An 18,537-nucleotide genomic window follows, 5' to 3' on the forward strand; every position below is an offset into this window, starting at 1 on the left:
CAACTCCCAGAGATTTTGCTTGTGTGGTCGGCGATGCCCGTCCGGCTGCTCCCCCGTGGGCTGCCGGACGGGCATGTCAGGGCCGTTCACCCTAGCGGTGTGGTCCCCCGTACGATCCGCCTGCCCCCCGACGCGACGGATCGATGGAGTTAAGACTGACGAGTGGCGATAAACGTTCGATGAACGCCGCCGGTTCTCTGCCGGTTCCGGTGCCTCAGGCGGCGTTGACCGGGGTGAGCAGGGCCCGGACCTTGTCGGCTTCCGCAGCCCCGAACTGTTCGTGAATGGCGAGCGCTTCGGTCCAGCATGCATGCGCCCGGTCGATCTGGCCGAGACGTTCGAGGGCGTGTCCCAGGGTGATCAGAACATTGCCCCGCATCCATTCGCCTCCGATGACACGGAGAGCCAGTGCCTGCTCCGCGTGCTGAGCCGCCCGCGCGGGGCGCTTGTCGGCCAGGTGCGCCTCCGCCATCCGGAAATGGGTCGAACCCTCCCAGAGCCGTTGACGGTTGCCCTGGAACACGCGCAGTGCCTCGTCGAGTTCCTCCAGGGCCTCCGCCGACCTTCCGGCCTGGGTGAGCGCGATGCCCAGCGCGAACCGGCCGTTGGCCGTGCGGAGGCTGAGTCCCATTCCGTCGAAGATGGCTGTGCCCTGCTGGGCGAGCTCGACCGCGCTGGCCGTGCGGTTCATGTTCACGTGGATGCGTGAGAGATTGCACAACGCGGATGCCTCGCCGACCAGATTCCCGTCCGCGCGGTAGTTGTCTATCGCCTCCTGCAGGAACTTCTCGCCCTCCTCGTGCCGCTCCTGGTAGAACGCGATGATGCCTCGGTCGTTGGGCGCCCAGCATGCGGGGATCGGGTCCTTGGTGCTCTTGGCCAGATCCATGGCGTGCCGGGCTTCCTCGTCGGCCAGCGTGAAACGGCCGGAGACGAGATAGACAGTGGACAGCGAGGCGCGGGCCCGTGCCTCGGAGCGGGGGTCGGCGGCGGCCATCGCCGCGTCGCGGAGGGCTACGCCGGTGGTCTCGTACTGGCGGGAGTTCGCGCCCGACTCTGCAAGGTCCTTTGCCGCGCAGAGCAGGTCCACGGCGCGCTGCAGCATTCCGCTCGACGCGCTCTGATGGGCGCAGGCGAGCAGCGAATCGGCCTCGCTGTACAGCCAGTCCACCGCCTCGTGCCCGTCGGTGAATTCGATTCCGGGGTGCTCGGTGGCCACCAGGTGGGCGACGGCGCGATCCCCCGGCCGCTCCAGCGCGTACACCCCCGCCGCCGTCGCCAGGTAGAAGTCCAGCAGCCGCGACAGCGCCGCCTCCCGCTCCTCCGGGGGCTCCTCGTCGCGTTCGGCGCACGAACGCGCGTAGAGGCGCACGAGGTCGTGGTAGCGGTAGCGGCCGGGGGCGGCCGACTCCAGGAGGCTGGTGTCGACCAGGGCCTCCAGGAGGTCCTCCACCGCGTGGGCCTCCAGGTTCAGCAGCGCTGCCGCCGCGGCCAGAGAGATGTCCGGGCCGTCGGCCAGTCCCAGCAGGCGGAACGCCCGGGCCTGGGCGGGCTCCAGCTGCCCGTAGCCGAGTTCGAAGGTGGCCTTCACCGCGAGGTCCCCGGCCTGGAGTTCGTCCAGGCGGCGGCGTTCGTCGGCGAGCCGGGCGGCGAGGGCGGAGACCGTCCAGGTGCGGCGGGCGGCGAGGCGGGAGGCGGCGATGCGGATGGCCAGCGGGAGGAAGCCGCAGGCGGCGACCACGTCGAGGGCGGCCTCGCGTTCGGAGTTGATGCGCTCCTCGCCGACGATGCGGGTAAAGAGCTGGAGCGCCTCCTCCGGGGACATCACGTCCAGGTCGACCAGGTGGGCGCCGGCCAGGTCGACCAGTCGGACGCGGCTGGTGACCAGTGCCGCGCAGCCCGCGGTGCCGGGGAGGAGTGGGCGCACCTGGGCGGCGTCGTGGGCGTTGTCGAGGAGGACCAGGATGCGGCGGCCGTCGAGCGTGGAGCGGTAGAGCGCGGCGCGTTCGTCCAGCGAGTCGGGGATGGCCGAGTCCGCCGTGCCCAGGGCGCGCAGGAACACGCCGAGGACCGTCTCCGGTTCGGCGGCGCGGGCGCCCGCGCCCTGGAGGTCCACGTACAGCTGGCCGTCCGGGAAGTGCTGGCGTGCCTGGTGGGCGACGTGTACGGCGAGGGTCGTCTTGCCGACGCCGCCGATGCCGGCCAGCGCGGAGACGGCCATGACCGAGCCCTCGGCGGTCGCCAGCCGCTCGCCCAGTTCGCGGACGAAGGAGGCGCGGCCGGTGAAGTCCGGGACAGTGGCCGGGAGCTGGGCCGGGCGCACCGGCACGGGGGCCGGGACCGGTTCGTCGGCCGGGCGGGCCAGTTCCTCGTCGGCCTGCAGGATGCGCTGCTGGAGCTGGGAGAGTTCGGGGCGCGGGTCGACGCCCAGTTCGTCGGCGAGCAGCCGGCGGGTGTCCGCGTACACCGCGAGCGCCTCCGCCTGACGGCCGCTGCGGTACAGGGCGACCATGAGGAGTTCGCGCAGCCGCTCGCGCAGCGGGTGCGCGGCCGTGAGCGCGGTCAGTTCGGAGACCGCCTCCGCGTGGCAGCCGAGGTCCAGGTCCAGATCCAGCCGGGCCTCGGTGAGCTGGAGCCGCCATTCCTCCAGGCGGGTGCGCTGGTTCTCGGCGTACGGGCCGGGCACGGAGGCCAGTGCCTCGCCGTCCCACAGGCCGAGCGCCTTGTCGAGCAGGTCACGGGCCTGGGCACGGTCGCCGCCGGCGCGGGCCTTCTCCGCCCCGGCCGCCAGTTCCTGAGCCACGGTCAGGTCGACGGCGTCGTGAGTGGTGCGGATTGCGTATCCGCCGGCGTCGCTGACGAGCGTCTGCTGGTCGAGGACCTTGCGGAGCCGGGAGGCGTACGTGCGTACGGCGGCGAGCGCCTGCGAGGGCGGATCCTCGCCCCAGATGGCGTCGATGAGTTCGGCGGCGGTGGCCGTACGGCCGGCCCGCAACAGCAGGGCGGTCAGCAGGGCGCGCTGCTGCGGGGAACCGGACGGCAGGGCCTCGCCGCCCCGCCACGCCCGTACCGGACCGAGGACGGAGAAGCGCAGACCGCCGTCGTCGTCGGCGGCGGACCGCTGTCGCGGAGCGCGTTGCTCCGGAACCCGCGCTCGCGGTCCGTTGTCACGGTCCATTGCCGCCTCCTTGTCCTTGCTCGCCTTGCCGGTCCTGCCGATCGTGCCGGTGTGCCGTCCCGGACCGCCCGCCGTCCCATGTTCCGGTCCGGGGCGCATCCGGATTGCCGCGTACCGCTGGTATCGCGCTCAACAGTCTGCCTTGTCACGGGCGGGGACGTCAGCAGTGGGTGACGCTCTGCACAAGCCCTCGACAACGATCGCAGAACGGGGACCGGTCGAGATAGCTGACGGTTCGTCAGATCGACGCTACCGTGGTGTGCATGGAGACCTTCCCGAAGATCATCTCGGTGGACGACCACACGGTGGAGCCCCCTCATGTCTGGCGGGACCGGCTCCCGTCCAAGTACCTCGACCGTGCTCCCAGGATCGTCCGCGCGCCGCTCAAGGAAATGACCTTCATGGGTGGAAAGTTCGCGCCTGTGATGGGTGCCGAGGGGGACGACGGCCCGATCGGCGACTGGTGGGTGTACGAGGACCTGCACCGGCCGCTCACCCGGCTGGACACCGCGGTCGGCTACGACCGGGACGAGATCAAGCTGGAGATCATCACGTACGAGCAGATGCGTCCGGGGTCGTTCTCGGTGCCGGACCGGCTCGCCGACATGGACGCCAACCACGTCCAGTCCGCCCTCTGTTTCCCCACATTTCCCCGCTTCTGCGGCCAGACCTTCACCGAAGCGAAGGACCGGGAACTGGGCCTGCTCGGCGTGCGCGCGTACAACGACTGGATGGTGGAGGAGTGGTGCGGGCCCGAGGCGCGCGGCCGGCTCGTCCCGCTCACGCTGATCCCGCTCTGGGACGCGGAGCTGGCCGCGGACGAGGTCCGGCGCAACGCGGCACGCGGGGTGCGCGCGGTGGCGTTCTCCGAGATACCCCCGCATCTCGGGCTGCCGTCCATTCACACGGATGAGTGGGACCCGTTCCTGCGCGCCTGTGACGAGACGGGGACGGTGATCGCGATGCACATCGGCTCGTCCTCGCGGATGCCGTCCACCTCGGCCGACGCCCCGCCCGCCGTCGGTTCCACCATCACCTTCGCCAACTGTTGCTTCTCGATGGTCGACTGGCTGATGAGCGGCAAGTTCGAGCGGTTCCCCAACCTCCGGATCATGTACGCGGAGGGGCAGATCGGCTGGATCCCGTACATCCTGGAACGCGCCGACGTGGTCTGGGAGGAGAACCGGGCCTGGGGCGGCGTCGCCGACAAGGTCCGCCGCCCGCCGTCGGAGCTGTTCGCGGACCACGTTTATGGCTGCTTCTTCGACGACGCCTTCGGGCTCAGGAACCTGGACTCGATCGGCGTCGGGAACGTGCTGTACGAGACGGACTACCCGCACTCCGACTCCACCTGGCCCAGGTCCCGCGAGGTCGGCGAGGCGCAGATGGGGCATCTGGCCGCCGACGTGGTGGAACGAATCGTCCGCCGCAACGCGATCGAGCTGCTGGGGCTGACGGACGAGGGGCTGTGGGCCGGGCCGGGAGGGCGTTAGCGGTACGAGGAGAAACGCCGGAGGGGCACAGGAGGCGGCCGAGGCGCGAAGAGGGCGTGACAACCCGGAGCGCGGGCGTCCGGAGCGTGGGCGTCCGGCATACGGGCGCCCTGGACACGAGGTGTCGGGGCGGCGAGGCGTCACCTCCGCCGCCCCGCTGCCCCGCCGCCGCGGGACCTGAAGCGGGCCCGGCCCCCGAGGCGTACCGGGCCGACGCGAGGCCGGGCCCGCGGTGCGCCAGGCCCTGGGGCCCACCGGCACGGCCGGGCCCCGCCGCGCGTCAGGCCCTCGCGATCGGCTCCTGGAGTTCGGTCACCCACGCGTCCCGGTCCTCGGGGCACTCCAGGTTGACCTCGCGGGCGTACCCCGCCGACCGGTAGCCGTTGGCGTCGATCCAGCGCGCCAGGGTCTGTGCCGTGGACAGCACGTCGTCCATCGATCCGCGGTGGACCACGGTGGCCGCCTCGACCGGGGGCAGCTCCACCACCGTGATCCCGGTGTCGCCGATCGGCCCCGGCGGGGCGGAGACCGCCACCCCCGCGTGTACGACGACCGCGCCGCCGCCGTCCGGAGCGGCCTCGTAGTGCGCGATCCCGGGGCCGCTCGGGCTGACGCCCGCCGCCGCCAGCAGCGGGAAGAGCCGGTCGTACAGCGGCCCGATCACCGGAGAGATGTCCTCCGGCCCGTAGCCCGCCGCGACACCGGTCAACTCGGCCACCCGCACCGCGGGCACCTTCCGTACCACCACATCGTCCACGGACATGCGTCCCTCGCTCTCGATCGACCGGAGTCTCGCCTCGACCCGTGCCAGCCGTGCCGCCGTCGCCGCCATGGCTTCCTCCAGTTCCGCCCGCCGCAGTCGCAGCATTCCGCGCAGCTCCTCCGTGCTCACCCGCTCGTCGAGGACGGCGCGCACCTGCTGGAGCGTGAAGCCGAGATCCTTCAGGGCGATGACGCGGTTGAGACGGGCGAGCTGGGCGGCGGTGTAGAAGCGGTACCCGGTGGCGGGGTCGGTCCGGTCGGGGCGCAGGAGCCCGATGGCGTCGTAGTGGCGCAGCATCCGGGCCGACACCTGCCCGTACCTGGCGAAGTCTCCGATGGTGAACATGATGTCTCCCAGTGCAGGGCTTCACACGGTGTCAAGGTCAAGTGCGGTTCGCCGCCCGGGTGGGACGCCGGCCGGTGGGATTCGCCGCAAGCACGAGTCCGTTCACGCAGGCGGGTCCGTTCGCGGGGCGGGTCCGTTCGCGGGGCGGGTCCGTTTCACGGGGCGGGTCCGTTTCACGGGGCGGGTTTGTCGCGCGGCGGAGGATTCCGACGCGAAAAGGCAGGAGCTCTGTTCCCCGGTGAGACGGGGAACAGAGCTCCTTGGGTACTGCTAGTCGGCCGCGATCGGCCGACCCGGGCAACTAGGCCGGGGTGACGTTCTCAGCCTGCGGGCCCTTCGGACCCTGGGTGACGTCGAAGTTCACGACCTGGTTCTCCTCGAGGGAGCGGAACCCGGACGCGTTGATCGCGGAGTAGTGGACGAAGACATCCGGGCCGCCGCCGTCCTGGGCGATGAAGCCGAAGCCCTTTTCAGCGTTGAACCACTTGACGGTTCCGGTAGCCATAAGCCCTCCTTGGGCCAAAGGGTTGCCCTGCTCCAGAACCTGCAAAGAAGTCTGAAAACTACAAAAGCCTGCGGGTCACATGCTCCGCAGGCTCTGTACTGCAAGGGAAACCAAACTGCAACTTGCGTCGAGCCTAGCACGCAGCGTGTACGGAAGGGTAGAGGGAAAGATCACTTCACTCGGATGTTTCATTGCTGTGCGGATGAGCTGATGAAGTGCGCGTCCGGGAGGGTGACGCGCAGGCGTCCCCGAGGCGTCTCGGGAGCGTCTTCGGAGGCAACTTCGGGGGTGACTTCGGGGGGCGCGGCCGAGGCGGCGACTTCAAGAGGCGCGAAGGGGCCCCGGAGCGCTTCCGGAGCGCTTTCGGGGCGGTTCCGGGGTGCTTTCGGGGTGCTTTCGGGGTGGTTCCGGCGCGCGCCGGGGCGGGGACCGGGTCGTGCCGCGCACCCGGTGCCCCTCGGGCGGCGTCTCGGGTCTAGCCTCGCGGCGTGGACAATTCAACCGTTTCAACCGCCGTGCGCGACGACCGTCGCAGTCGGCCGCGCGTCGGTCACATCCAGTTCCTGAACTGTCTCCCTCTCTACTGGGGCCTGGCCAGGACCGGGACCCTGCTCGACCTGGAGCTGTCGAAGGACACCCCCGAGAAGCTCAGCGAGCAGCTGATCCGGGGCGATCTGGACATCGGCCCGGTCACGCTGGTCGAGTTCCTGCGCAATGCCGACGACCTGGTCGCCTTCCCCGACATCGCGGTGGGCTGCGACGGACCCGTCATGTCGTGCGTGATCGTGTCGCAGGTGCCGCTGGAGCAGCTGGACCGGGCCCGGGTGGCACTCGGTTCGACCTCGCGGACCTCCGTGCGGCTGGCCCGGCTGCTGCTCGCCGAACGGTACGGGGTCAGCCCGGACTACTACACCTGCCCGCCGGACCTCGGCGTGATGATGCAGGAGGCGGACGCCGCCGTGCTGATCGGCGACGCCGCGCTCCGGGCCAACCTGCACGACGCCCCCCGTCTCGGCCTCCAGGTCCACGACCTGGGGCAGATGTGGAAGGACTGGACCGGGCTGCCGTTCGTCTTCGCGGTCTGGGCGGCCCGCAAGGACTTCCTCGCCGGCGAGCCCGACCAGGTGCGCAAGGTGCACGAGGCGTTCCTGGCCTCGCGGGACGTCTCCCTGGAGGAGGTCACCAAGGTCGCGGAGCAGGCGGCGCGCTGGGAGGCGTTCGACGCGCGGACGCTGGAGCGGTACTTCACCACCCTGGACTTCCGCTTCGGCCCCGAGCAGCTCGCGGGTGTGGCGGAGTTCGCGCGCCGGGTCGGCCCCACGACCGGGTTCCCGGCCGATGTGAAGGTCGAGCTGCTCGGCGGCTGACCGGACGGGATGGGGCGCGGGAAGGGGCGCTTGGGAAGGGGGCCGGGCGGCACCGCGGACGGATGCCGTGCGCGACGGCGCGGAATGGGTTCGAGAAAGTGGATGAATCTCGAACTTTCGGGGCGGAAAAATCTCTATGCCGTTCTCGTCGGCCTCTCCCGTTCTTCTCCGCGCCTTCTCCTCGCCGGCTATCGGTTCGGGTTAATACGCGGCGAATAGCCGATTCCTGGAAGCTGTCCGGACACAGTCGCGGTTCTACGCCGGAATCGCTCGCGTGAACGACGTATTCACGCCTTTTGTTGTGTCGAAAGCCGTTCTTCGTTCCCTTGGGAGCGAAATCGGCGGATGGTTTCCTCTGGGAACCGATGACCTTCGCCGCCTAGGCTTCGACCGGAGATCCGGCCGTACACAGGGGGAGTCACGTATATGCAGCCGCTGGAAGCCGGCGAACCGCTGACCATCGGTGCCTACCGATTGCTCGGCAGGCTCGGTGCGGGCGGCATGGGCCGGGTGTATCTGGGGCGCAGCGCCGGGGGCCGCACCGTCGCGGTCAAGGTCGTGCATCCCCACTTCGCCCTCGACGAACAGTTCCGGGCCCGCTTCCGGCGGGAGGTGGACGCGGCCCGGCGCATCGGCGCGCAGTGGACGGCGCCGGTGCTGGACGCCGACCCGGATGCTCCCATTCCGTGGGTCGCCACCGGCTATGTGGCCGGCCCGCCGCTGTCCACCGCGATCATCGAGCACGGGCCGCTGCCCGAGCACGCGGTGCGGACCCTGGGCGCCGGGCTCGCGGAGGCGCTGGCCGCGGTCCACGGACTGGGGCTCGTCCACCGCGACGTGAAGCCGTCCAACGTGCTGCTCGCCCTCGACGGCCCCCGGCTGATCGACTTCGGGATCGCCCACGCCGTCGGCGCCACCTCCTCCCTCACCTCCACCGGGGTCTCCGTCGGCTCGCCCGGCTACATGGCGCCGGAACAGATCAGGGGCACGGAGGACATCTCGGGGGCGGTCGACGTCTTCTCGCTCGGCGCGGTGCTCGCCTACGCGGCGACCGGCAGCGCCCCCTTCCTGGGCGACTCGTCCGCCGTACTGCTCTACAAGGTCGTGCACGAGGAGCCCGAACTGGGGGAGTTGGAGGGCGAACTGAGGGAGGTCGTCGCCGGGTGCCTGGAGAAGTACCCGGAGGACCGGCCGACCCCCATGGAACTGGCCCGTCGGCTGGCGCCGGGCGGGGCCGAGGGGCTGGTGGCGGGAGGCTGGCTGCCCGGTCCGCTGGTGCGCCAGGTGAGCCGGGCGGCGGTGGCGCTGCTGGACCTGGAGCCGCAGGACGCCCCGGCGCAGTCGGGCCCGGTGCCGTTCAGCGCGGCGTCCTGGGGCTCGGGCGCCGCGAATGCCGCGGACGCCTCGGACGGCGGGCGCGGCGCGCGGGGCGGGCCCGGCGGGGAAGGCGCGGGAGGCGTGTACGGCGGGCGCGGCTCGAAGGGCGCGGGAGGCGTGTACGGCCCGCCGGGCGAGCCGTCTTCGCCCTCGTCCTCGTCCCCGTTCCCGTCATCGTCCCCCGCCCCGGATGCGTACGAACCGACCCGGCCGCCCTTCTGGACCGCGACCGCCGCGGACGGCTCCGCGGCGCGCGGCCCCGCGCGGCCGGACACGCCCGGAGCCCCGGGGCTGCCGGGGCAGCGGACGCCGGACCCCCGGTTCTCCGTCACCGTCGGCGCGGAATCCGGCCCGTCGCGGTCCGACGGCCACCGCGGCCGACGGCTCAGCTGCACCGTGGCCCTCGCCGTGGCGGGCGCGCTGGCCGCGGTCACCGTCGGCGGCGCGTTCCTCTTGGACCTGATGCCGGGCGGGGGCGGCCGGGACGCCGCCGAGCACGGCGTGGGCGCCACCCCCTCCACCCGGCCCTCGAACCCCCCGGCGTCCGAAACGGACCCGGGCCAGGGCGGCACCGAACAGGTCACCGAGGTGCCGAAGGCGTTCGTCGGCACCTGGAGCGGCCCGCTCACCGAGAAGACCACCGGGCAGCCGCACGGCACGCTCACGGCCGTGTTCACCGAGGGCCGGAAGGGCACGGACGTGGTCCGCATGACCACCAAGGTCTCCGCCCTCGGGCTGTCCGTCCGCTGCAACAGCGTCGCCGCCCTCACCTCCGGCACCGACGAGGAACTCGTCCTCCACGAACGCTCCGACCCGGACCGCCCCGACGACCGCGCCTTCTGCACCTCCACCGAGACCGACGTGCACTTCACGCGGAACGCGGACGGCACCCTGCGCTTCAGGTCCGAGGAGAGGGGCGCCGGGCTCCCGTACGGCACGCTCACCCGGTCCGGCGGCTGACGCCGACAAGCGCTGGCGTACGCTGAACCGGTCCGTGGATCCGTTGAAAATCCGCCGAAAATCCGCCGAAAGGTGACAAGCCCGGTGACCGAGAAGGCCGCTCTCCAGCCCATCCTCGACCGCGCCGCCGAAGGCGGCCGGATCACTCCGGAGGAGGCCCTCGACCTCTACCGGTCGGCGCCGCTGCACGCGCTGGGGGCCGCCGCCGACGCCGCACGCCGCCGCCGTTACGCCGGTACGGAGCACATCGCGACGTACATCATCGAGCGCAACATCAACTACACCAACGTGTGCGTCACGGCCTGCCGGTTCTGCGCCTTCTACGCGGCGCCCAAGGACACCGCCAAGGGCTGGACCCGCGACCTCGACGACATCCTGCGCCGCTGCGCGGAGACCGTCGAACTGGGCGGCACGCAGATCATGTTCCAGGGCGGGCACCACCCGGACTACGGCGTCGAGTACTACGAGAAGCACTTCTCCGCGATCAAGGAGGCATTCCCGCAGCTGGTCATCCACTCGCTGGGCGCCTCCGAGGTCGAGCACATGGCCCGGATCTCCAAGGTGTCCGTCGAGGAGGCCGTCCAGCGGATCCACGCGGCCGGCCTCGACTCCTTCGCGGGCGCGGGCGCCGAACTGCTGCCCGCCCGCCCGCGCAAGGCGATCGCCCCGCTCAAGGAGTCCGGCGAGCGCTGGCTGGAGATCATGGAGATCGCGCACGGCCTCGGTGTCCAGTCCACCTCCACCATGCTGATGGGCACCGGCGAGACCAACGCCGAGCGCATCGAGCACCTGCGGATGATCCGTGACGTGCAGGACCGTACGGGCGGCTTCCGCGCCTTCATCCCGTACACGTACCAGCCGGAGAACAACCACCTGAAGGGGCGGACGCAGGCGACGCTCTTCGAGTACCTGCGGATGATCGCCATCGCCCGCGTCTTCCTCGACAACGTCGCGCACATCCAGGGCTCCTGGCTGACCACCGGCAAGGAGGTCGGCCAGCTGTCGCTGCACTACGGCGCCGACGACCTCGGCTCGATCATGCTGGAGGAGAACGTCGTCTCCTCGGCCGGTGCCAAGCACCGCTCCAACCGCCTGGAGATCATCGATCTGATCCGCAAGGCCGACCGGGTGCCCGCGCAGCGCTCCACCACCTACGAGCACCTCGTCGTCCACGACGACCCGGCGAACGACCCGGTCGACGACCGCGTCGTCTCGCACATCTCGTCCACCGCGATCGAGGGGGGCACGGCGCACCCCGAGCTGAAGCTCCTGGACGCCAACTGAGGCCGCTTTGCTGACTGTTCACGCCGCGCCACTGGTCCTTCCGGTCGGCGCGGCGCCCGTCGCGCGGGGCGCGGTCGCCGTGGACCGCGACCGGATCGTGGCCCTCGGACCGTACGACGAGGTCGTCGCCGCCCACCCGGCGGCCCGGGTCCGCACCTGGCCGGGCGTCATCACACCGGGGCTGCGGCAGTGGCACGGGCTGTGGCTGCTCACCCGCTGCTACCACCCCGACCCGCGGGAGGCGGACGCACTCGGCGACCAGCCGCTGTGGGGCGAGGAGTTCGAGCGGCTGGCCGCCGGGATGGACGCGACGCGCCGGGCGGGCAGCGTACGGCGCGGGCTGCAGCAGATGCTGCGGTACGGCACGACGCACCTCGCGGGCCGCTTCCACGACCCCGCCGTCCGCACCGCCGTGGCCCGCTCGGGTCTGACGGAGATCTCGCCCGCCGGCGCCCCGGGCATCCTGGTCGGCGAACCGAGCCTGGACCCGTTCGTGGAGGGGTACGACCTGCCCGGTTCCGTGCACGGCCCGCTCACCGTCGGCTCCCGCGCCGACCTCGCGGTCTTCGACGTACCCGATGAGGCGGCGCTGTGCGCGGCGGGGGCGGGGCGGTGCGTGGCCACGGTGCTGGGCGGGCGGCTGGTGCACCGGCGGCGTTAGGGCCTGTCTGGAGTTGTGATCTGGGCTCGCGGGGCGTGGCACACACGCTCGCCGCGTTGCCGAAATGCCCTGGTAGCTCCGCTACGAGGGCCTTCCGGCGTCTTGCGATCGCACGCACCACGCCCCGCTCCCTGATCCGGATCACAACTCCAGACAGGCCCTGGGGCGTGCTTCGAAAGTCCCGTCCGGCCCGGGGCGTCCGCGCTGTCACGCGACGGACGGGCCGCGCAGGTACGTGCCCGCGGACGTGTACGGCCACGCGTTGGCGACGCACCCCTTCAGCCCGTCGATCTGCTGCATCATCGCGGGCGCAGGGCGTCCCGGCCCCGGGCAGGTCTCATGGCCGTGGCCCAGCCAGTGGCCGACCTCGTGGTTGATGATCAGCGCCCGGTACTCGGCCAGCGGGCCGTCGAACTGCGGCGATCCCCGCATCCATCGCTTCAGGTTCACCACGACCGTGGCGCCGACGCGGCAGTTGACCTCGCCGTGGGTGTTCAGCCCGTACGCTCCGCAGAGCCGGTCGACGGTGTCCGGTGTCGCGATCCGGATCACCAGACCGGCGGTGCCCGAGTCGACCTGCTGGAACGCGTCGTGCCCCGTGCGGGTCCAGCCGCGCGGGTCGGCGAACACCTCGGAGACCGCGGTCGCGGCGGGACGCGTGGCCAGACCGGTGCCCCGCTCCACCTCGACGCGGTAGCGGTGGACGGTGCCGGTGCCGTGGCTGCCGGTGTGCACCGGGGCAGCGGTGACGAACTCACCGGAGCCGTGCACGGGCACGGACCCGGACGAGCTCCGGGACTCGTCCGACCGCTTTCCCGACTCGGGCTTCTTCCGCGCCGTGCGCCTGTTCCCGACGTCGGTACCGGCGTCGTCGGCCGAGGCGGAGCGGCGCGGACCGCCGGGCGTGGAACGGGAGCCGGGCTCGATGTCCGGTCCCGGGGACGACGACCCCGCCACCCGGTCCGACGATTCGCCCGTCGACGCCGACGCCCCTTCACCGCCACCCCACGGCCCCCATACCAAGGCCCCGCAGAGCAGCAGCGCACCCGGCACCAGCACGGCGCCCGTCACCCGTATCCGGGTCCTCCGGCGGCGGGCCCGCCGGACCGCACCACGGCCGCGGCCACGCGCCCGGCGGCCCCGCTCTTCACCCACCATGGCCGGACTCCTGCTTCGGTTCCATCGGGAATGCTTCGGCGTAGCGCACCAGGCGCAGGAATCGGGGGTCCCGTGCGACGTGGAGCAGCTGTTCGGCGGTGACCGGCGCCGAGACCATGGCGGAGTCGTCGACGTCCGCCGAGAGGACGACGGTGCTGTCCTCGAACGTGAAGTCGACGCCGACGCCGACGATGTCCTTCCCGCCCTTCGAGGTCCTGGTCGCGGTGACGACGCGGGCCGCGATCCCGTCCCGCAGGGCCGCCTCCTCGCACCGGTACTTCGTCTTCGAGTCGTACGGGCAAGGCTTCCGCGGGTCATCGGTGGGGCGTACGGAGAAGACGACGGGGAAGACATGGCCCCCGGACCCGCCCTGGTACCGGCTGACGGCCAGGTCGACCGGGCGTACCGTACCGAACGCCGGGGGCAGCAGCTCGTCCAGCACGGCAGCCGCCTGCTGCTGGAACTCCTCCTGCCGCTCGCGCTCGGGCGCGGACAGGTCGGCCATGGACGACTCGCCCGGAGTGGGCTGGATGTGGACGGGCGCACGTGACGGCCCGGTGTGCGAGGGGGTCGGCATCGGGAAGCCGGGCGTGGGGCTGGTGGATGCGGGGGAGGGGGTCCCGTGACTCATGCCCGGTACGGGCGAGGACGCCCCGACCTGGGCGGTGTCCCCGCCGGCGCCGGCGCCCGTGCCCCAGGAGGGCAGCGTCGCGCCGAGCACCCCGAGCGCCACCACTCCCATCACCCCGCCGCCGATCGCCGCCCGCGCCCTGGCGCGGCGTCTGCGGCCCGCGGCCAGGGCGACCGGCACCAGGTCCGGCAGCGGAGGCGCCCCCTCGGCAGCCTCCGCCATGGCCTCCCTGATCAGTCGTTCCTCGGTCTCCTGTGGCGCGCTTTCCGGAAACATGTCCATGACGTTCTCCTCAGCTGCGGGTGGTGTAGAGGTGCGGGTCGCCCAGCCGCGTACGCAGCGTGGCGAGCGAGCGTGAGCACTGGCTCTTGACGGTGGACTCGCTGCAGCGCAGCAGCTCGGCGACTGTCCGCACGCCCAGGTCCTCCCAGTAGCGCAGGACGACCATCGCCCGGGCGCGGGGCGGCAGTTCGGCGAGCGCGGTCAGCAGCGTCACCGTCAGCTCGGGGCCCACCGAGGGGGCCGGGGCATCGACAAGGCTGTGGGCCAGGAAGTCGCGGAGCCGGCGCCGGCGCTCGGCGAGATACGTCCGGGTGAGGACGGTGCGCGCATAGGCGGCCAGATCGTCGGCCACGCTCGCCCGGTGCCAGTACTGGAACAGCTTGGCCAGCGTCGTCTGAGTCAGGTCGCGGGCGCTCTCCGCATCGCCGCACAGCAGATATGCGGTCCGGTACAGACGCCGTTGGTACACCCGGGCGAACTCCTCGAATCCGGTGGAGTCCCGGCTGCCGTCTGCGGTCATCTGTCCCCCTCTCCGGGATCTCGGTGGTCCATCACCCCTGTACTGAGTGGTGGCGCGGCCAAAAGGTTGAAGACGAGTTCGGGAATGTTCCGGCGCGGCGCACGACCGGCGCGAGGTGCCGCGGACCGGGCTGCTTGAATGGACGGGTGATCCGAGCTTCCCTGGACAAGCAGCCGCACGAAGTCGCCACGATGTTCGACGACGTGGCGGCCAACTACGACCTCACCAACGACGTGCTGTCCCTCGGCCAGGCCCGGCTCTGGCGCAAGGAGGTCGCGAAGGCGGTGCACGCCCGGCCCGCGGAGAAGATCCTGGACCTGGCGGCGGGCACGGCGACGTCCTCGCTGCCGTTCGCCGCGACCGGCGCGTACGTGGTGCCCTGCGACTTCTCCCTCGGCATGCTGCGGGAGGGGAAGCGGCGCCACTCGTGGCTGCCGTTCACCGCGGGCGACGCCACGAAGCTGCCGTTCCGCGACGAGGCCTTCGACGCCGTGACGATCTCCTTCGGGCTGCGCAACGTCCAGGACACGGACGCGGCGCTGCGCGAGCTGTACCGGGTGACGAAGCCGGGCGGCCGGGTGGTGATCTGCGAGTTCTCGCAGCCGACGTGGACGCCGTTCCGCACGGTGTACACCGAGTACCTGATGCGGGCGCTGCCGCCGGTCGCGCGCGCGGTGTCGTCCAACCCGGAGGCGTACGTGTACCTCGCCGAGTCCATCCGCGCCTGGCCCGACCAGCCGGGGCTCGCGGCGAAGCTCCAGCGGGCCGGCTGGTCGAAGGTCGCCTGGCGCAACCTCACCGGTGGCGTGGTGGCCCTGCACCGGGGCGTGCGCGCGTAGGGCGTGCTTCGAAAGTAGCGTCGTCCGCCCGGTCCTTGTGTGCCGGGTCTTCGGAAGGGGGCGTTCCGCACGGCCCCCCTGGACCGGCCCCCTGGACCGGCCCCCCTGGACCGGCCCCCGGGACCGGTCGTCCGGCCTGCCCCTTCGGAACCGGCCCCGGCCCCGGCCCCGATCGAGGAGCCCTCCGGGAGCCGGGCGAGGGCCCCCCATAGACTGCATGGGACAGGTGCCGCGCGGCACGCGCTTTCGAGCCTCCGGGAGATCCGACCGTGACCGAGCCCCTCTCCGAGCACAGCGCGGACGTGATCGTCGTCGGGGCAGGCCCGGCCGGTTCCACCACCGCGTACTACCTCGCCAAGGCCGGGCTGGACGTCCTGCTGCTGGAGAAGACGGCCTTCCCCCGCGAGAAGGTCTGCGGCGACGGCCTCACCCCGCGCGCCACCAAGCAGCTCGCCGCCATGGGCATCGACATCTCCGAAGAGGCCGGCTGGCTGCGCAACAAGGGCCTGCGCATCATCGGCGGCGGCATGCGCCTCCAGCTCGACTGGCCGGAGCTCGCCTCCTACCCGAACTACGGACTGGTCCGCAAGCGCGACGACTTCGACGAGCAGCTGGCCCGGCAGGCGCAGAAGGCGGGCGCGCGGCTGCACGAGCGCTGCAACGTCGGCGCCCCGGTCATCGACGACCGCACCGGCCGCATCACCGGCGTCCACGCCAAGCTCGGCGAGGAGAAGACCCCGGTCACCTTCCACGCCCCGCTCGTCGTCGCCGCCGACGGCAACTCCTCCCGGCTGTCGCTCGCCATGGGCCTGCACCGCCGCGAGGACCGCCCGATGGGCGTCGCCGTGCGCACGTACTTCACCTCGCCCCGGCACGACGACGACTACCTGGAGTCCTGGCTGGAGCTGTGGGACCGGCGAGGTCCGCAGGACCGGCTGCTGCCCGGTTACGGCTGGATCTTCGGCATGGGCGACGGCACGTCCAACGTCGGTCTCGGCATCCTCAACTCCTCATCCGCGTTCAAGGAACTCGACTGGCGCGAGGTCCTGAAGGCGTGGTGCGCCTCGATGCCGGAGGACTGGGGCTTCACCCCGGAGAACATGACGGACCCGATCCGCGGCGCCGCCCTGCCGATGGCGTTCAACCGCCAGCCGCACTACACCCGCGGCCTGTTGCTCGTCGGCGACGCGGGCGGCATGGTCAACCCGTTCAACGGCGAGGGCATCGCGTACGCCATGGAGTCGGGCCAGATCGCCGCCGACGTCATCGTCCAGGCGCATGCCCGTACCACCCCGGCCCAGCGCGAACTGGCCCTCACCAACTATCCGAAGGTGCTCAAGGAGACCTACGGCGGCTACTACACGCTGGGCCGCGCCTTCGTGAAGCTGATCGGCAACCCGAAGGTGATGAAGGTCGCCACCCAGCGCGGTCTGACGCACCCGCTGCTGATGAAGTTCACGCTGAAGATGCTCGCCAACCTGACCGACCCGACGGGCGGCGACGCCATGGACCGGATCATCAACGGCCTCTCCAAGGTGGCCCCGAGGGCCTGATCCGCCGCCCCCGGTCCTCCCCGGCCTCTCTCCTCCCTCCCCGGCCCTTCCCGCCCGCCCGCTTCCCGTGGCCGCCGGGCAGGCTCCGGAACCCCGGTCAGGCTCTGGCCGGGGTGGTCTGCGGTGCCGCGGGCGAGGTGCTCGCCCTCCTGCTCGCCTTCATCACCTGAGGCCGCTCCTGGCGCCGGCCCCCGCCTTCACGCGGTCGTCCTCCGTCTGCGGCAGCGGCCGTTCGGCGTCCGTCTCCGTGTGCCGTTCGACGCCGGAGTCCTTGGGGGCCAGGTGTGCCCGTCCCTTGCGGTACCAGCGCGGCGTGAGCGAGCCCAGCCGGCGGGCGAGGGCGGTCTCGTAACGGGGCTGGAGCAGCAGGACGAGCCCCAGCGCGCACACGCACGTGACGCCGTACAGGATCCACGACTTGGCGCCGCGGGCGGAGAACGCCACGATCCCGAACGAGAACAGCGCCGACCAGAAGTACATGAGCAGCACGGCCCGCCGGTGCGAGTGGCCGAGCTGGAGCAGCCGGTGGTGGAGATGGCCCTTGTCGGCGGCGAACGGCGACTTCCCGTTCCACGTGCGCCGGACGACCGCGAGCACGAGGTCGGCGATGGGCAGCGCGATCACGGACAGCGGCAGCAGCAGCGGAATGTAGACCGGCACCATCGCGGCCGACCCGGCCGTGCCGTCGACCGACTGGTTGAGGAGGCTCGGGTCGACCTCGCCCGTGACCGAGACCGCGCAGCCCGCGATCAGCAGCCCGAGCAGCATGGAGCCCGAGTCGCCCATGAAGATGCGCGCCGGGTGCGAGTTGTGGACCAGGAATCCGAGGCACATGCCCGCGAGGATCGCGGAGATCAGGGTGGTGGAGGCGGCCGACTCGATCCCGTAGCCGTACCAGAGCCGGTACGCGTACAGGAAGAACGCCGTCGCCGCGATGCCGACCGTGCCGGCGGACAGCCCGTCGAGTCCGTCGACGAAGTTGACCGCGTTGATGGTGACCAGGATCAGACCCACGGTCAGCAGCGTGCCCTGCCAGTCGGCGAGGTAGAACCCGTCGGTGCCCGGCACCGGGAGCCAGAGGATCGTCAGGCCCTGGAACACCATCACCCCGGCGGCGAGCACCTGCCCGCCGAGCTTGACCAGCGAGTCCAGCTCCCACTTGTCGTCCAGGACGCCCAGCAGCCAGATGATCGTGGCACCGGACAGCAGCGCCCGGGGCGTCGAGCTCTGGGTGAAGATCTCCTCCATGTACGGCAGATGGGAGCCCACCAGATAACCCGTCAGCAGCCCGCCGAACATGGCGATCCCGCCGAGACGCGGAGTGGGCTCGCGGTGGACGTCGCGCGCCCGGATCTCCGGCATCGCGCCGATCGCGATGGCGAACTTCCGCACCGGGCTGGTCAGAAGATGGGTCACCGCCGCCGTGATGAACAGCATGAGCAAGTAGTCCCGCACGGGCGGCCTCACATCCCGGCCCGTCGGGCCGATTCCTGAACAGCTTCTTCCGGTTCCGCTTCTCCGGGGCTGCTGCTCAGGGTTGGGACGGGCCGATCGGCGAGTCCGATGCGCGGCGGCACTGGATCCTGGCTCCGGATCCCGGTCGAGGCCCCTCGCTGCGCCC

At 71.6% G+C, this 18,537-nt stretch carries 14 protein-coding genes; 7 read left to right on the forward strand and 7 right to left on the reverse strand.

Annotation, left to right across the window (positions count from 1 at the left end; translation table 11 throughout):
• Positions 1 to 214 precede the first annotated feature (214 nt).
• Positions 215 to 3,178 (reverse strand): BTAD domain-containing putative transcriptional regulator, encoded by a 2,964-nt coding sequence (locus ACFYXM_RS15785; RefSeq protein WP_389289657.1) that lies wholly within the window; start codon positions 3,176 to 3,178, stop codon positions 215 to 217.
• A 263-nt stretch (positions 3,179 to 3,441) separates the two neighbouring features.
• Between ACFYXM_RS15785 and ACFYXM_RS15790 the strand changes: the two genes are divergently transcribed.
• Positions 3,442 to 4,671: an amidohydrolase family protein gene (locus tag ACFYXM_RS15790; protein ID WP_073785461.1), complete on the forward strand. Its 1,230-nt coding sequence runs from the start codon at positions 3,442 to 3,444 to the stop codon at positions 4,669 to 4,671.
• A 280-nt stretch (positions 4,672 to 4,951) separates the two neighbouring features.
• Here ACFYXM_RS15790 and ACFYXM_RS15795 read toward each other — a convergent pair whose 3' ends face one another.
• Both ACFYXM_RS15795 and ACFYXM_RS15800 read right to left on the reverse strand, forming a co-directional pair.
• A complete protein-coding gene (locus tag ACFYXM_RS15795; RefSeq protein WP_389289659.1) occupies positions 4,952 to 5,779 on the reverse strand; it encodes a MerR family transcriptional regulator in 828 nt (275 codons plus the stop codon).
• A gap of 301 nt (positions 5,780 to 6,080) precedes the next feature.
• Positions 6,081 to 6,284 (reverse strand): cold-shock protein, encoded by a 204-nt coding sequence (locus ACFYXM_RS15800; protein ID WP_003967102.1) that lies wholly within the window; start codon positions 6,282 to 6,284, stop codon positions 6,081 to 6,083.
• 488 nt (positions 6,285 to 6,772) lie between these two features.
• Here ACFYXM_RS15800 and ACFYXM_RS15805 point away from each other — a divergent pair, with 488 nt between their 5' ends.
• The 4 genes from ACFYXM_RS15805 (at position 6,773) to ACFYXM_RS15820 (ending at position 11,933) form a co-directional block, all read left to right on the forward strand.
• Entirely contained in the window at positions 6,773 to 7,651 is an 879-nt protein-coding gene (locus ACFYXM_RS15805) for a menaquinone biosynthetic enzyme MqnA/MqnD family protein (RefSeq protein WP_389289660.1), read from the forward strand.
• Positions 7,652 to 8,077: 426 nt separating this feature from the next.
• Positions 8,078 to 9,988, forward strand: a complete 1,911-nt coding sequence (locus ACFYXM_RS15810) for a serine/threonine-protein kinase (RefSeq protein WP_389289662.1) — start codon at positions 8,078 to 8,080, stop codon at positions 9,986 to 9,988.
• Between the two features lie 84 nt (positions 9,989 to 10,072).
• Entirely contained in the window at positions 10,073 to 11,272 is a 1,200-nt protein-coding gene (gene mqnC, locus ACFYXM_RS15815; protein WP_389289664.1) for a cyclic dehypoxanthinyl futalosine synthase, read from the forward strand.
• 7 nt (positions 11,273 to 11,279) lie between these two features.
• Positions 11,280 to 11,933 (forward strand): hypothetical protein, encoded by a 654-nt coding sequence (locus tag ACFYXM_RS15820; RefSeq protein ID WP_389289666.1) that lies wholly within the window; start codon positions 11,280 to 11,282, stop codon positions 11,931 to 11,933.
• Positions 11,934 to 12,140: 207 nt separating this feature from the next.
• Here the strand turns inward: ACFYXM_RS15820 and ACFYXM_RS15825 are convergent, their stop codons facing one another.
• From ACFYXM_RS15825 to ACFYXM_RS15835, 3 genes are read right to left on the reverse strand one after another with little or no spacing between them, the layout of a single operon-like run.
• A complete protein-coding gene (locus ACFYXM_RS15825) occupies positions 12,141 to 13,091 on the reverse strand; it encodes a DUF3152 domain-containing protein (protein WP_389289668.1) in 951 nt (316 codons plus the stop codon).
• Positions 13,081 to 14,004: a hypothetical protein gene (locus tag ACFYXM_RS15830; protein ID WP_389289670.1), complete on the reverse strand. Its 924-nt coding sequence runs from the start codon at positions 14,002 to 14,004 to the stop codon at positions 13,081 to 13,083. Before ACFYXM_RS15830 ends, ACFYXM_RS15825 begins: the two co-directional genes overlap by 11 nt.
• Positions 14,005 to 14,014: 10 nt before the next feature.
• Positions 14,015 to 14,524, reverse strand: coding sequence for a SigE family RNA polymerase sigma factor (locus tag ACFYXM_RS15835; protein WP_389289672.1), 510 nt, complete (start codon positions 14,522 to 14,524; stop codon positions 14,015 to 14,017).
• A gap of 146 nt (positions 14,525 to 14,670) precedes the next feature.
• On the opposite strand from ACFYXM_RS15835, the gene ACFYXM_RS15840 reads away from it, so the two are divergent.
• Both ACFYXM_RS15840 and ACFYXM_RS15845 read left to right on the forward strand, forming a co-directional pair.
• Positions 14,671 to 15,363, forward strand: coding sequence for a demethylmenaquinone methyltransferase (locus ACFYXM_RS15840; protein WP_389289673.1), 693 nt, complete (start codon positions 14,671 to 14,673; stop codon positions 15,361 to 15,363).
• Between the two features lie 269 nt (positions 15,364 to 15,632).
• Positions 15,633 to 16,916, forward strand: a complete 1,284-nt coding sequence (locus ACFYXM_RS15845; RefSeq protein ID WP_389289674.1) for a geranylgeranyl reductase family protein — start codon at positions 15,633 to 15,635, stop codon at positions 16,914 to 16,916.
• 162 nt (positions 16,917 to 17,078) lie between these two features.
• Here ACFYXM_RS15845 and ACFYXM_RS15850 read toward each other — a convergent pair whose 3' ends face one another.
• On the reverse strand, positions 17,079 to 18,371 hold the full coding sequence (locus tag ACFYXM_RS15850) for an MraY family glycosyltransferase (protein WP_389289676.1): 1,293 nt from the start codon (positions 18,369 to 18,371) through the stop codon (positions 17,079 to 17,081).
• Positions 18,372 to 18,537 lie beyond the last annotated feature (166 nt).

This window comes from Streptomyces sp. NPDC002476 (assembly GCF_042889785.1).
Classification (GTDB): domain Bacteria; phylum Actinomycetota; class Actinomycetes; order Streptomycetales; family Streptomycetaceae; genus Streptomyces.

Excerpts from the sequence above, each read along its gene's own strand:
- ACFYXM_RS15785 (WP_389289657.1), bottom strand. The coding sequence starts at position 3,178 with ATGGACCGTGACAACGGACCGCGAGCGCGGGTTCCGGAGCAACGCGCT.
- ACFYXM_RS15790 (WP_073785461.1), top strand. The coding sequence starts at position 3,442 with ATGGAGACCTTCCCGAAGATCATCTCGGTGGACGACCACACGGTGGAG.
- ACFYXM_RS15795 (WP_389289659.1), bottom strand. The coding sequence starts at position 5,779 with ATGTTCACCATCGGAGACTTCGCCAGGTACGGGCAGGTGTCGGCCCGG.
- ACFYXM_RS15800 (WP_003967102.1), bottom strand. The coding sequence starts at position 6,284 with ATGGCTACCGGAACCGTCAAGTGGTTCAACGCTGAAAAGGGCTTCGGC.
- ACFYXM_RS15810 (WP_389289662.1), top strand. The coding sequence starts at position 8,078 with ATGCAGCCGCTGGAAGCCGGCGAACCGCTGACCATCGGTGCCTACCGA.
- ACFYXM_RS15825 (WP_389289668.1), bottom strand. The coding sequence starts at position 13,091 with ATGGTGGGTGAAGAGCGGGGCCGCCGGGCGCGTGGCCGCGGCCGTGGT.
- ACFYXM_RS15830 (WP_389289670.1), bottom strand. The coding sequence starts at position 14,004 with ATGGACATGTTTCCGGAAAGCGCGCCACAGGAGACCGAGGAACGACTG.
- ACFYXM_RS15835 (WP_389289672.1), bottom strand. The coding sequence starts at position 14,524 with ATGACCGCAGACGGCAGCCGGGACTCCACCGGATTCGAGGAGTTCGCC.